The organism is Collinsella sp. CM84Y_54, assembly GCF_036317945.1.
GTDB lineage: Bacteria > Actinomycetota > Coriobacteriia > Coriobacteriales > Coriobacteriaceae > Collinsella.
Map to the genome: position 1 here is coordinate 180,639 of NZ_JAWQCX010000001.1, position 14,390 is coordinate 195,028.

The following is a 14,390-nucleotide window of genomic DNA, read 5'->3' on the forward strand; positions in this document are numbered from 1 at the left end:
TGCTGTGCCGTCTTTCACGGCACTTTTTGAAAGGACGAAGTATGAACGATATCCAGGGCTATCAGAACGGCCCCATCGAAACCGGCGCAAGCCGTGCCAAGGAGATGTCGCCGCGCGCGTACAACCTTGTCATGTCTGCCCTGATCTTTTTGGGCTTTTGCGCCATGGGCGCCGGTGCTTACTTTACGAGCACCATGTCGTTTGCGCGCATGATGATGAGCGGCGCCGCTTTGCCGCTGGTCTTTGGCTCATTTATTTTGACCATCGTCGGCATGGTCATGATGTCGGCCGCTGTCAGCAAACAGTCCGTGGGCCTGTCACTCGTGGGCTACGTGGTCTTTGCGAGCACCTTTGGCCTGACGGCGTCGTTTGGTCTTGCCAACTACGACCTGCCTACCATTAACACCGCCTTTATCGCCACGGCCGCCATCACCTTTGTCTTTGGTGCGCTGGGCGTGACCTTCCCCAAGTTCTTCCAGCGTGTGTATGGCATTGGTTTTGGCATCCTGCTTGCCACGATTCTGATCGAGATCGTGCTGATGTTCATGGGCGTTTCGCAGTCCATCACCGACCTGATCGTGATTGTGGTGTTCGCCGGCTTCATCGGCTACGACACCTATGTGGCAACGACGGTGCCGCCCACGCTGCCCAACGCCGTGCTTATGGCATCCAACCTGTTCGTGGACATCATCAACGTGTTCCTGCGCATTCTGAACATCCTTGGTCGTCGCGACTAGTGCCAAATTGCAGCGGTGCTTGCCGTGCGCGCAACTCGATACGAAAGGCGGTCCTTCGGGGCCGTCTTTTTTGTGTGCGGCGGGGTATCATGGATGGGAAAAGCCGATAGCGGCAGAGACCGAGAAAGGTGACCACTTATGGCAGACGTCGACAACAGGAACCGTAACCGCAGGCCTAATCGCGCGGGACAGCCCAATCCCAAGCGCGAGGCGCGCGCCAAGGCCGCCGAGCGTCACGTGGCGACTGTGTCCGAAGCGTGCGCCAAGGATATTGAGCGCTCGCTTGCCGGCGTGCGTGAGTTCGATGGCATGCCTGCTGGATTTGTCGCGGCGATGAAGGCTAAGGCCCAAGCGACCGACACTGCCGAGGAACAGCTTGCCGAGGAGTCTGAGGCCGCTGAGGTTGCATCCGCAGAGACCGAGGTTACGGCTGAGCCTGCGCCCGCAGAGGAGGCCGCGGAGGCCGAGCCCGCGCCTGCCGCCGAAAAGCCCGCTCCGGTCCTGCCCGAGGTCACCGTGCTCGACGCCTCTGCCACGCAGGCCATTCTGGACAACGGCCGCGGCTATGCGCAGTTCTGCGACATGGCTGTGCTCGCCTTTGCCTCGTTCACCAATCCGGGCGGTGGCTACATCCAGGGCTATCTGGGCCAGGAGGCCACACTCTGTGCCGATTCGTATCTGTACAACGTCCTCGATAAGCAGCGTAAGTGGTACGGCGAGAACCGTCGCCGCAACATCAACTGCGAGCTTTACCGCAACCGTGCACTGGTGGTGCCTGCGGTGCGCTTCGACCGCAACCACGTGCATGCATATGCCGACGTAATCGTCGCCGCCGCGCCCAACGCCAAGCGCGCTCGCCAGGAGTATCGCGTGGGTGACGATGCCTTGCTGGATGCCCTGCGCGATCGCATCCGCTTGGTGCTTGCCATCTGCGACGAGCTGGGTCGCGAAAAGTTAGTGCTGGGCGCTTGGGGCTGCGACAACAACGGCTTTGACGCCGAAGCCGTGGCCGAGCTCTTCCGCAAGGAGCTCGCATCGGGCGACTTTAAGGTCAAGCAGGTCTTCTTTGCCGTGCCTTCTACGCGTTGGGACGAGGACTTTGCCAAGTTCGAGCACGTGCTGGCAAACTTCCCCGAGCGCAACGAGGAGTCCTATGCCCAGGTTGCCGCTCGCGCTGCGGCTGCTCGCGCCGCCGAGCAAGCCCAGGCTGCCGCCGAGGACGATGAGGACGATGACGATTGGCACAAGTACCTGTAATCGGTATGTGCTGACAGATAGGTCGATCCGGCAGGAGAGACTGCTCCCGCCGGCTTTTTACTAGAGGAAGGGCTTACGATGAAAAACATTCTGTGCTTTGGCGACAGCAATACCTATGGCTATGATCCGGCGGGCATGCGCGACGGCACCGCGGTGCGCTATGCGCACGATGTGCGCTGGTGCGGCGTGGCACAGCGTGACCTGGGCGAGGGCTGGCATGTGATTGAGGAGGGGCTCAACGGCCGCACGACGGTGCGCGACGATATGTGCCATCTGGACACTAACCTCAACGGCATTCGCGCGTTGCCGATGCTGCTCGAGTCTCATAAGCCGCTGGATGCGATCGTGATTATGCTGGGCACCAACGACTGCAAGACGGTCTTTAGCGTGGGGGCTGCCGATATCGCTGACGGTGCCATGGCGCTGATTCGCACCGTCCGCGCGTTTCCCTGGACCGAAGCCGCGCCCTGCCCGCGTATTCTGCTGATGGCGCCTATCAAGATTAAATCGCAGATCGCCGATGTGTACATGACCGACTTTGACGAGCACTCCGTCGAGGCCTCGGAGCATTTTGCCGAATACTATAAGTATGTTGCCGAACAGTTTGGCTGCGACTTTTTGAATGCCGCCGATTTTGCCGAGCCGGGCGATATCGATTATCTGCACATGATGCCCGAAAGCCACGAGAGCCTGGGCCACGCCGTGGCAGCCAAGCTCAAAGAGATGCTCGGAGAGTAGCGCGGCCCAAAGCGCTACAAAAGTTCCCCTTGCGGAGGCTTGTTTCGTTGGTTTGTCTTGATCTGTAACAGTTGTAAGGCTGAAAACGGGCTAGATGTTACAGATCGAGATTATTTAGGTCGATATCGGTCGTTTGTCTCGATCTGTAACATCTAGGGTCGATTTTGCCGAGCTACTGTTACAGATCGAGATGTTTGTGGGAACCACCGCAAAGGTGTCTGCCCCCTTTGCGGTGGTTTTGGGCTGCGAATCTTAATACTGCCACATGTGATTGACGGGGCCGGAGCCTCTGCCCATGTCAAAGCCGGCGGCCAGAGCGCCCGTTAGGTAGGCCTTGCCGGCGTTGACGGCATCGGCAAGATCCATGCCCTGGGCCAGCGCGCAGGCGATGGCGGACGAAAGCGTACAGCCGGTGCCGTGCGTGTTATTGGTGTCGATACGCTTGTGACGGAACCACGTGGTGAGCGGATCGCCCAGATGGTTGCCCTCGTCATCGAGCGGCGCGGGCTCTGCTAGCACATCGTTGGCTTCGTTGACAAAATGCCCGCCCTTAACGAGGGACGCGCAGCCAAAGCGGCGGGTGAGGAGCATGGCGGCATTTTGCTGCGTGCGCTCGGAATCGACCTCGTAATCGAGCAGTGCCATGGCCTCGGGAATATTGGGCGTGATGACGGTCGCCAGTGGGAACAGGCGACGGGTAAGCGCTTCGGCGGCGTCCTCTGCGATCAGGCGAGCGCCCGAGGTGGCGACCATGACGGGGTCGACGACGATATTTTGTGCGTCCCAGGCACTCAGGCGGTCGGCGATAACCTCGATAATCTCGGCAGAGGAGACCATGCCGATCTTGACGGCGCTGGGTCGAATATCGTCAAAAACGGCATCGATCTGCGCCGCGACAATGTCCGGGGAGATATTCTGCACGGCGGTGACGCCGAGCGTGTTTTGTGCGGTGATGGCTGTGATGGCCGTCTCGGCATACAGGCGGTGCGCCGTGATGGTCTTGATGTCGGCCTGAATGCCGGCACCACCGCTGGAATCGGATCCTGCGATGGATAGAACGGCGGGTACCTTACTGCGATCCATGTTCGCTCCCTTGATCGGTCGGATTCAAATGGGTCTTCTGTCTGCATTATAAAGTTGCCCGGGCCGGCTGTATGCCGATCCCGGGCGGGCGGTGCAATCTTTACGTAAATGTAAGAAAATGTTCACATGTCAACAATTGACGAACACCTTGTGGCCGTTTGTGGCTCCGGTGACGAGTTAGTCCTCCATGCCGAGGTCGATCGTCGTGCCTTCGAACACCTTGTTAACGGTGCGGACGGCGCACATCTTGCCACACATGGTGCAAGTGCCCTCGGTGGCGGCGGGGGACTCCTCGTAGCGCTTCTTGCCCGTAGCCGGGTCGAGCGCGCACTTCCACATGGCGTCCCAGTCGAGCTTGCGGCGTGCCTGGCCCATCTTGTCGTCCATGTCGCGGGCGTGGGGCACCTTCTTGGCGATATCGGCGGCGTGTGCGGCGATCTTGGTGGCCATGAGTCCATCGAGCACGTCTTGGGCGTTGGGGAGGCACAGGTGCTCGGCCGGCGTCACGTAGCACAGGAAGTCGGCGCCGGAGCTGGCGGAGATGGCACCACCGATGGCGGCGGTGATGTGGTCATAGCCCACGCCGATATCGGTCACCAGCGGCCCGAGCACATAGAACGGGGCGTTGTGGCACAGGCGCTTCTGCAGCTTCATGTTGGCGGCGATCTCGTCGAGTGCCATGTGACCCGGGCCCTCGACCATGACCTGGACGCCAGCGGCCCAGGCACGCTTGCACAGCTTGCCCAGCTCGATCATCTCGGCGGTCTCGGTGGCATCGTTGGAGTCGTAGAGGCAGCCCGGGCGGCAGGAGTCGCCGAGCGAGATCGTCACGTCGTACTCGTGGCAGATCTCGAGCACCTCGTCGTAGAACTCGTAGAAGGGGTTCTCATTGCCGGTGACCTCCATCCAACCAAACAGCAGCGAGCCGCCGCGGCTGACGATGTTCATGAGACGGCCGGTCTCCTTAAAGGTCTTAATGACCGACTTGTTGATGCCGCAGTGGATGGTCATAAAGTCCACGCCGTCTTCGGCGTGCGCGCGAACGACCTCGAGCAGGTCGTCCTTGGTGAGCTTGACCAGCGGCTTTTCCATGTAGCCGATGGCGTCGTACATGGGGACGGTGCCCACCATGAGCGGCGTCTCGTCGATGAGTTGCTGGCGGAACTGGCGCGTCTTGCCCGAGTTGGAGAGGTCCATGATGGCGTCGGCGCCAAAGTCCTCGGCGATCTTGACCTTCTTCCATTCCTCGGCGGCATCGGCCTTGTCGCCCGAGATGCCCAGGTTGACGTTGACCTTGGTGGACAGGCCCTCGCCGACACCAAAGGCGCGCATGCCCTTTTTGATATGCACGATGTTGGCGGGAATGGCGATGCGGCCGTCGGCCACGCGCTCGCGGATGTACTCGGGGTCGCGATGCTCGCGCTCGGCGACCTCCTTCATCTGCGGTGTGATCTGCCCGGCGCGGGCGAAGTCGATTTGCGTGACGAGCTTGGGCTCGGTCTGTGTGCTCATTGGCACGGCTCCCTTCGTTGGCATTACCCATATCAGGTTTGCGGGTCAGGGCGGGCGCGCCCAGTCTCAGCCTGCCGTCTTGTCCTGCAAGCTCCCCGTTTATGTGGTGGGCTCAAGTATAGCTCGAATGGGTACGATTGACGCGATGAGCATGCCCGTGGGGAGGCGAACATGGAAGACAAGCATCTATATCGAGAGACGCAGTGGGATGTGTCGGCCGAGGAGGGCCGTGCCCATCATGGGCTGGTCGCAATTGGTTTTGCGGTGCTTGCCGTGCTGGTGATTGCCTTTTGTATTTGGACGTTTGGCGGTCGCGGCGGCGCTGCCTGGGAGTTTGAGGCCGACGATGCCCTGCCGATCATGACGGTGAAGGTCGCGGGCGGTAACACGGTGGCCGCGCCGGGCGACTATTGGTACCCGCGCGATGAGTTTGTGCAGTTGCAGCTGAGTGGTGGGTCCATTCCAGGTGATGAAATCGAACGCGTGACGTTTGACGCGACGCTCAAAACGCTTATGGTGAAGCTCAAAGATCAAGGAGACGTCCCCACGACCATGGATATCGCCCTGACGGAATGGCGCTTGGAGCCTCCATCGGGTGTTGCGGCGTCCGAGGTGGAGCACGTTAAGGTTACCTACCAAGATGGCTCGACAAGCGAGATTGCCAAAGCAGACGGCTTGGCGGAATAGGTGTCGAGCCTAGCCAGCCAATTCATAAAAGTTGCGGTGGAATAGTTCCCGATTGTGCGATAAAAGGCTCAAATAGGAACTATTCCACCGCAAGTTATATAGAGAAGGCTGAGCGGGTCAGTGTTGGGTGCCGGCTCTAGAGCATCTGTTCGTTGATGAACACGAGGGTTCCTGGGGACGAGAGCTCGGGGACATAGCGGTAGCCAAGGTCGAACTCGGTAAGATCGGCGGCGTCCTCGACCTTGTTTTCCGCCATCCAGCGGACCATTGAACCGCGTGCCTTTTTGCTGGCGGTCGATCGCTGGACGGGTTTATCGTTGCGGACACCTTCGCCAAAAAGGCAAGTGATAACCGTTGTATCCTGTGCAGCATGGGGCAGGACGGCTTTGGCGTATTCCACGCTGGCAAGGTTGACGATAGTGGTGTCGGAACCGGCCGGCGCAATTGCCTGCGCAAGTCGATTCCCCCAGAAGGCATAGAGATCGCGAGCGCCGTCGACGGAGAGCTTCGCCCCCATTTCGAGCCGATAGGGCGACACGCCGTGGAAGGGGCGCACGCATCCGTAGAGTCCCGAGAGGATCCAGAGATGGTTTTGCAGCCAGTCGAGCTGTGCGGCATCCATGACCTCGGGCGCCATGCTTTGGTACTGGATGCCGTGGTAGGACATGACGGCGGGGGAGATTCGACGCGCGATATCGGGATCGGCGAGGTCGGCATCGCTCAGGACGGGCATAAATTCGTGAAGCGTATCCAGGCACGTTGTAAGCAGCCTGTCGCTCACGTTCCAAAGGGCCTGAAGACCTGCCGCGCCATCCTCGCGTTCGATGCCCAACAGTGCCTGATGGAGCCGGGCCGTCTGATGTGCAAAAGGCGGTATGCCCCAAACGTCAAAGGCATCTTGAGCTGTCCGCATCTGTTTGGCGGGCGAAATGACGACCTGTAGCACGGAATCCTCCTCCCGCTAAAAAAGTTGCGGTGAAATGCAGACCGCTTTCCCTGTTGGAAGGCCTGATGAATCCGTATTTCACCGCAAGTTACAAGGGACTGGTTAGGCGCGCTCGATGAAGGCCTTGTAGCCGCGATATGCCTCGTAGATGTCGGCCTTGTTGGCGACCTCCCACAGGGCATGCATGGACAGGACGGCAACGCCGGAGTCGATGACGTTCATGCCATACTTTGCCATGATGTAGGCGATGGTGCCGCCGCCGCCCGCGTTGACGCGACCGAGCTCACAGGTCTGGAAGTCCACGCCGGCCTCGTCCATGATGTCGCGGATGAGGGCCACATACTCGGCGTCGGCGTCGTTGGAACCACCCTTGCCGCGGCTGCCCGTGTACTTGTTAAAGCACAGACCGCGACCCATGAAGGCGGCGTTCTTGGTCTCGAACTTGCCGGCGTAGCCCGGGTCGAAGCCGGCGGACACGTCAGAGGAGAGCATACGGCTGTGGGCGAGTGCACGGCGCAGGGCAAGCGGGCTATCCTCGCCGGCGAGCGTCATGATCTCGGCGACGGTGTTCTCGAAGAAGCGGCTCGTCATACCGGTGGCACCCACGGAGCCGATCTCCTCCTTGTCGACGATGAGCGTGATGCTCGTGCGCTCCACGTTGGCCACATTGATCTGAGCGAGCATGGATGGATAGGCGCAGACACGGTCGTCGTGGCCATAGCCCAAAATCATGGAGCGGTCGAGGCCCATGTCGCGGGCCGGGCCGGCGGGCACGACCTCGATCTCGGCGGAGAGGAAGTCCTCCTCCTCGACGTCATACTGCTCCTTGAGGATGTCCAGGAACATTTGCTTGACGGGCTCCTTGGGGGCGTCCTTGTCGTCCTCGTCAAACTTGACGGGGCGGCCACCCACGATCACGTCGAGGATCTCGGCGTCGACGGCGTCCTTGGCGGGCTTGGCCATCTGCTCGCTCGAGAGGTGGATCAGCAGGTCGGAGATGGTAAAGACCGGGTCGTCTGCCTTGTCGCCGATGTTGATGTCGACGGTGGTGCCGTCCTTTTTGCAGATGACGCCTACGAGTGCGAGCGGGGAAGCGACCCAGTGGTAGCTCTTGACGCCGCCGTAGTAGTGCGTGTCGAGATAGGCCATGTCGCCGGCCTCGAAGGCGGGGTTTTGCTTGAGGTCCAGGCGCGGCGAGTCCACGTGGGCGCCCAGGATGTTAAAGCCCTGCTCGAGCGGGGCGGTGCCCAGGTTGACGAGCATGAGGTCCTTGCCGTGATTGGCGGCGTACACCTTGTCGCCGGCCTTGAGCGCGCGGCCCTCGGCGATCACGGTCTCCAGATTGACGTAGCCCGCCTCCTCGGCCATCTTGATACCGGTCTTGACGCACAGGCGCTCGGTCTTGTTCTCGCTCAAAAACTGCTTATAGCCGCGGCAAAGCTCCTCGAGCTCCTCGATCTGCTGTGGCGTGTACTTTTTCCATGCGCAGGGACGCTCCATGACGCAGGCTCCTTTCGGATCGATCGTGCTGGTTGATGTACCGTGAGCCATCGTATCACGCGCGGGCCCGCGGCGGCAGGGGAGCCTGATGTGCGGTGGTCGCGGGGCGGGGAGCGTGTAAACTGGAGTGAGCAAACCGTGCCCAGCCCAAAGCGAGGTATTCAATATGTCTGACAAGCGCCGCACCTTTGCCGTCATCGACGGCAACTCGCTCATGCATCGCGCCTTCCACGCCGTGCCGCCGACCATGAACGCGCCGGACGGTCGCCCCACTAATGCGATCTTTGGCTTTCTGAACATGTTTCTCAAGATGATCGACGCCTTTAACCCCGACGGTGTGGTCGTGGCGTTTGATAAGGGCAAGCCACGCGTGCGCATGGAGATGCTGCCGCAGTATAAGGCGCAGCGCCCGCCCATGGACCCCGATCTGCACGTGCAGTTTCCGATGATCAAGGAGCTGCTCGGCGCGCTCAACGTGCCGATTCTGCAGTCCGAGGGCTGGGAAGGCGACGATATCCTGGGAACCATGGCGCGCCTGGGCGAGCAGGCCGGCTGCGACATGCTGCTGGTGACCGGCGATCGCGATATGTATCAGCTCGTGACCGAGCACGTCAACGTGGTCTCGACCCGCAAGGGCCTGTCCGACGTGACGATCATGACGCCCGAGAGCGTGGACGATCTGTATCACGGCATCACGCCGGCGCTCGTGCCCGATTTTTATGGTCTGAAGGGCGATACGTCCGATAACATCCCCGGCGTACCGGGCATCGGCCCCAAAAAGGCGAGCGCGCTCATTGCGCAGTACGGTAGCCTGGACGAGGTCATCGCACACGCCGACGAGGTCAAGGGCAAGATGGGCGAAAACCTGCGCGCACACATCGACGACGCGCTGCTGAGCCGTAAGGTGGCGACCATCCGCACCGATGCGCCCGTTGAGCTTGATTTTGAGGCGACGTCCTTCCCGGCGTTTTCTGCCGATGAGGTTTCCGCGGCGCTGGGTACGCTTGGTATCACCGCCATGCAGAACCGTTTCTTGGCGCTGATCGGCGGCGATACCGGGGCTGCGGCCACTGCCAGCACGTTTGAGATTCCCCACGTTATGCGCGCTGCCGCCGGCGATGCCGAGGCGCTCGCTGCCGCTGCCGCAGAGGTTTCGCGTGCGATCAAGGCAGGCGAGTGGGTTGCCGCCGTGGTGGACGATGACAAGGAGGAGGGCGCGCTTTTTGGCCTGACACGCACGCTGTGGCTGGCGACGCCCAAAGGACTGCTTGCACTTGAGGAGGGCGATGGCGGTGCGCCTGCCGTGGTCGATGGCTTCAACTTCGCTCACGGCGTGATTGCCGGCGTGCTTGCGCGCCTGTTTATGGAGGGCCGCGTGGCGAGCCCGGATATGAAAGCGCTGCTGCATGAGCTTTCGCCCATCGATTCCTCCGAGCCCGAGCTCATGGATCCGCTGGCAGTTGATTCCACGCGCATCTTCGATACCGTGGTTGCCGCCTACCTGTTGGATTCCGACCGCTCCGAGTTTGACGAGGCGTATCTGGTCGATACCTATCTGCAGATGGCGCTGCCTGCGGCGCGCGGTGCAGAGGGTGCCGGTGAGGACGCTCCTGCGCCCGCCGCTCGCACGGCGGCCTTGACGCTGGCGCTGGTCGTACCGCTGCGCGACCGCATGACCCGCGAGAACGCCGTCAACGTGTTCGATGGCATCGAGATGCCACTCGTGCCGGTGCTTGCCAAGATGGAGCGCGCGGGCATGCTCGTGGACCCCGACCGTCTGCATAGTCTGTCCGAGGGGCTTGCTACCCAGATTGCCGAGGTTGAGCGAAACATTCGAGACCTGGCGGGTGACGAGACCTTTAACATCGGCAGCCCCATGCAGCTCTCGCATGTGCTGTTTGACGTTATGGGGCTTCCGACCAAGGGCCTCAAGAAGACCAAGCGCGGCTACTATTCGACCAACGCCAAGGTGCTGAGCGACCTTGCCCGTGACCACGAGATCGTGCGTCTGATCTTGGATTGGCGTGAGAAGTCCAAGATCAAGTCCACTTACCTGGATACGCTGGGCCCGCTGCGTCGTGGCGATGGCCGCGTGCACACCACCTACAACCAGACCATCACGGCGACGGGCCGCCTGTCCTCGAGCGACCCGAACCTACAGAACATCCCGACGCGCTCTGAGCTTGGTCGTACCGTCAAGACGGCGTTTTCGGCGGGCGAGGGCAGCGTCTTTTTGGCGGTGGACTACTCGCAGATCGAGTTGCGCCTGCTCGCGCATCTTTCGGGTGATGAACATCTGGTACGTGCCTTTAACGAGGGTGAGGACTTCCATGCCGAGACGGCCGCGCGCGTGTTTGGCGTTCCCGTGTCCGAGGTAACGCCCGATCTGCGCAGCCGCGCCAAGGCCGTGAACTTTGGAATCGTGTACGGTCAGCAGGCGTACGGCCTGTCGCAGTCGCTGCACATCTCGATGTCCGAGGCGCGCGACATGATCGACCGCTACTACGAGGCCTACCCGGGCGTGCGCACGTTCCTCGACAACGTGGTGGCGCGCGCCAAGCAGACGGGCTATGCCGAGACCATGTACGGACGCCGTCGTCATATTCCGGAGCTCAAGGCCAAAAACCCGCAGCTCCGCGGCTTTGGCGAGCGCACGGCTATGAACCATCCCATGCAGGGTACCGCGGCGGACATCATCAAGATTGCCATGGCCCGCGTAAGCCGCCGCCTGGAAGAAGAGGGCTTTGCCGCCCACATGATCCTGCAGGTGCACGACGAGCTGGACTTTGAGTGCCCCATCGACGAAGTCGAGCGCCTGACCGCCATGGTCCAAGACGTCATGGAACACGTCGTAGACCTACGCGTACCCCTCATCGCCGAAGCCAGCACCGGCATAACTTGGGCCGACGCCAAATAAAGACCCTCCATCAACCCCAAAGTGACCAAGAGCAGAAGGGGGCTCCTTGCCGACAAGGAGCCCCCTTCATTCCAAAAAATCAGCCAAGTATCTAGGCGCCAAGACGCCATCCAGGCGGCAAGCAAGTCACCGCAGGACCTGGCCGGGCGAGCGGGTAAGTTTTTCGTAGATTCCGCACGAGCCGGAAAGCACTTAATGTGCTTTCCGAGCGATCCCAGGACCTGACCGAACGAAAAACTTACCCGCTCGCCCGGCCAGGTCCGACGAGCAACGTTAACGAGCCGCCAAGATGGCGTCGATGAGCGTCAGTACGCCCCCGTCGTTGTTGCTCGGAATGCGCCACTTGGCATGTGCGTTCATGTGCTCCTCGGCATTGTCCACGATAAAGCTGTGCCCGACGCGCTCCAGCATGGGGATGTCGTTGTAGGTGTCGCCCACGGCGGCAGCATCGGCAATATCGATGCCCAGGTGCTCGCACAGGTGAGCGACGCCGGCGCCCTTGTCGACGCCCAGGTTCATAAAGTCGATCCACTCGCGCCCGGCGTTGGTGACGTAGAGCTTGTCCGAGAACTCGGGGCTATAGGTCTCGCGAAACGCCGGCTCGGCGTCGTAGTCGGGGAAGAAGATCGAAATCTTGTTGGATTCGACGTCAAGGCCCTCAAAGGTATCGACGTAGTTGATCGTGTTGTAGTACACGCTGATTTCGTCGTGATACTGATGGTCACGGGCAAGCACATAGAACTCGTCGTAGCAGCACAGCACGGGGACGGCGCGCGAATCCTCCGAGGCGCGGCTCAAGACCCGCTGATACAGTTCAGCGTCGATATTGCTCTTATAGATATACTCTCCGCGATAGATGACGCAGGCGCCGTTGTCGGGACAAAAGGCCAGGCGATTCTTAATGCTCTCGAACATCTCCTCGAGCTTGGGGGCGGGGCGTCCGCTGGCGGGGCAGAACACGATGCCAGCCTCGGCGAGCTTGTCCAGGCGCTCATCGAGGCCCTGGGGCAGCACGCGCTCGTCGGTCAGCAGCGTTTTGTCCATGTCGACGGCGATGAGCTTAATGTTTCCGATATTGGCGTCCGATTCGTAAGTTTGCATAAAAGCGAGCCTTTCGTTTCGAAATTGTTTCAGACGTTATAACCATCAACTCGTAGTCGGGCGTATTTTCGCAGGAACGGAGCGTATTTGCACCACGCTTCACAAATTAATGAAAAAACTTTTCAGAAATTTGAATTTGTCGCTTGTACAGCAGGCGCTTTAGCGTAGTATAGCGAACATCGAAAACGGAGACGGAAAAACAACCGCTTACCGAGGAAAAGGTACCGTTTGCGATATTAGAATTGCGCCCGGCGATAGGTGAAAGGAGAGGCAGATGCAGTTCGTAAAGATCATCACCACTGCAGACAATGCCATCCGACGCCAGCGCGCAATTTCCCGACGACGATAACAATCGTCTCTGTCCGCATGGGGCGAATTGCCTCAACAGAGTCATTTTGAGGTCGTTGGGTTTTAGCACGACATTGCTGCATGTTTCTAGGGCATGTATGTGCTGATTTTTGCTATTTAACCTGATATTGCACGGTTTTTGACCTCAAAGTGACTTGCAACTGACCGATGTTCTAATTAGCTACCAAGGGCGAAAGGAAACAGCCATGAGCAAGGAAAAAGTCGTTCTCGCATATTCCGGTGGTCTTGATACATCCGTATGTGTCAAGTGGCTCCAGGACGAGAAGAATCTCGATGTCGTTTGCGTCTGCGGCAACGTGGGCCAGGAGGAGACCGGCCTGGATGCCAAGAAGCAGAAGGCGCTCGACCTGGGCGTTCTCGATTGCCAGGTGCTCGACCTGCGCGACGAGTTCTCCGATGAGTTCCTGACTAAGGCCATCGCCGCAAACTCCATGTACGAGAACAAGTACCCGCTGCTCTCCGCCCTGTCTCGCCCGCTGCTCGCCAAGAAGCTCGTCGAGGTCGCTCACGAGTTTGGCGCGACCTACGTCGCCCACGGCTGCACCGGCAAGGGTAACGACCAGGTTCGTTTTGAGGCTGCCGTCAAGGCCCTCGACCCCGAGCTTAAGGTTATCGCCCCGGTTCGCGAGTGGGATCTGAAGTGCCGTCCCGATGAGGTCGCCTATGCTCACGCCCACAACGTGCCGGTTCCCGAGGGTGCCAACGACAACCCCTATTCCATCGACGACAACCTGTGGGGTCGTGCCATTGAGTGCGGCCACCTGGAGGATCCCTGGAATGAGCCACTCGACGACGCCTGGGTTATGACCAAGAATCCCGAGGACACGCCCGATACCCCGACGTATATCGAGATTGAGTTTGAGGCCGGCAAGCCCGTCGCCGTCGACGGCAAGATGATGAAACTCTCCGAGATCGTCATCGCCCTCAACAAGATTTCGGGCGACAACGGCTTTGGCCGTCTCGACCTGGTTGAGGATCGTCTGGTGGGCCTCAAGAGCCGCGAGTGCTATGAGGTTCCCGGAGCCCTGACGCTCATCACCGCCCACAAGGCACTCGAGGACATTTGCGTCGAGGGCGACCTGCTCAAGACCAAGATTAAGCTCGAGCAGGATTGGGCCACCGCCGTGTACAACGGCCAGTGGTACAGCCCGCTCAAGAACGCGCTCGACGCCTTTATGGCCGATACCCAGAAGTTCGTGACCGGCACCGTCCGTCTGAAGTTCTTTAAGGGCAATTGCCATGTCGTCGGCCGCAAGAGCCCCTTCAGCCTCTACGACTACGGCCTGGCCACCTATGACCGCGACACCACGTTTGACGAGAAGGCCAGCGCCGGTTTTATCGAGATCGATACGCTGTCGCTCAAGACGTGGGCTAAGGTCCAGGGTCCCAGCTCTGCTGCCGCCCAGGCTTAAGTCTTCCTTTCCTTGGTATCCGCGCGGCCCATCCGCGTGATACATAACGGGCGCATGGGGTCCCTACCTTTCGTTATGCTTGCTGACGCTTCTTAACATCGGTGGCCCCTACGTTCCGCCCGCATATATGA

The 14,390-nt window shown here is 60.3% G+C and carries 11 protein-coding genes; 6 read left to right on the plus strand and 5 right to left on the minus strand.

Translation table 11 applies throughout. The features are described 5' to 3' along the window. The first annotated feature begins 41 nt into the window (after positions 1–41). The 3 genes from V2391_RS00820 to V2391_RS00830 all read left to right on the plus strand — a co-directional run bounded on the left by V2391_RS00820 (position 42) and on the right by V2391_RS00830 (position 2,732). Positions 42–737: a Bax inhibitor-1 family protein gene (locus V2391_RS00820; protein WP_329737877.1), complete on the plus strand. Its 696-nt coding sequence runs from the start codon at positions 42–44 to the stop codon at positions 735–737. Positions 738–875: 138 nt separating this feature from the next. Continuing rightward, positions 876–1,994 (plus strand): TIGR02452 family protein, encoded by a 1,119-nt coding sequence (locus tag V2391_RS00825; protein ID WP_329737878.1) that lies wholly within the window; start codon positions 876–878, stop codon positions 1,992–1,994. A 78-nt stretch (positions 1,995–2,072) separates the two neighbouring features. After that, complete coding sequence (locus V2391_RS00830; RefSeq protein WP_329737879.1) at positions 2,073–2,732, plus strand: SGNH/GDSL hydrolase family protein; 660 nt, start codon at positions 2,073–2,075, stop codon at positions 2,730–2,732. Positions 2,733–2,984: 252 nt separating this feature from the next. Here V2391_RS00830 and thiD read toward each other — a convergent pair whose 3' ends face one another. Then, positions 2,985–3,815 (minus strand): bifunctional hydroxymethylpyrimidine kinase/phosphomethylpyrimidine kinase, encoded by an 831-nt coding sequence (gene thiD / locus V2391_RS00835; protein WP_329737880.1) that lies wholly within the window; start codon positions 3,813–3,815, stop codon positions 2,985–2,987. A 177-nt stretch (positions 3,816–3,992) separates the two neighbouring features. Then, positions 3,993–5,327, minus strand: a complete 1,335-nt coding sequence (gene thiC, locus V2391_RS00840) for a phosphomethylpyrimidine synthase ThiC (RefSeq protein ID WP_329737881.1) — start codon at positions 5,325–5,327, stop codon at positions 3,993–3,995. Between the two features lie 171 nt (positions 5,328–5,498). Between thiC and V2391_RS00845 the strand changes: the two genes are divergently transcribed. After that, positions 5,499–6,014, plus strand: a complete 516-nt coding sequence (locus V2391_RS00845; protein ID WP_329737882.1) for a hypothetical protein — start codon at positions 5,499–5,501, stop codon at positions 6,012–6,014. 136 nt (positions 6,015–6,150) lie between these two features. On the opposite strand, the gene V2391_RS00850 is transcribed toward V2391_RS00845, so the two are convergent. Both V2391_RS00850 and V2391_RS00855 read right to left on the minus strand, forming a co-directional pair. Beyond that, positions 6,151–6,960: a YaaA family protein gene (locus V2391_RS00850; protein WP_329737883.1), complete on the minus strand. Its 810-nt coding sequence runs from the start codon at positions 6,958–6,960 to the stop codon at positions 6,151–6,153. 102 nt (positions 6,961–7,062) lie between these two features. Further along, positions 7,063–8,460 carry an aminopeptidase gene (locus V2391_RS00855; protein ID WP_055251716.1) on the minus strand — a complete coding sequence of 466 codons (1,398 nt, stop codon included), beginning with the start codon at positions 8,458–8,460 and terminating at the stop codon, positions 7,063–7,065. Positions 8,461–8,626: 166 nt separating this feature from the next. Here V2391_RS00855 and polA point away from each other — a divergent pair, with 166 nt between their 5' ends. Then, positions 8,627–11,377, plus strand: a complete 2,751-nt coding sequence (gene polA, locus V2391_RS00860) for a DNA polymerase I (protein WP_329737884.1) — start codon at positions 8,627–8,629, stop codon at positions 11,375–11,377. Between the two features lie 273 nt (positions 11,378–11,650). Here polA and V2391_RS00865 read toward each other — a convergent pair whose 3' ends face one another. Further along, entirely contained in the window at positions 11,651–12,478 is an 828-nt protein-coding gene (locus tag V2391_RS00865; protein ID WP_329737885.1) for an HAD family hydrolase, read from the minus strand. A gap of 554 nt (positions 12,479–13,032) precedes the next feature. On the opposite strand from V2391_RS00865, the gene V2391_RS00870 reads away from it, so the two are divergent. Continuing rightward, positions 13,033–14,259, plus strand: coding sequence for an argininosuccinate synthase (locus tag V2391_RS00870; protein ID WP_117647260.1), 1,227 nt, complete (start codon positions 13,033–13,035; stop codon positions 14,257–14,259). Positions 14,260–14,390 lie beyond the last annotated feature (131 nt).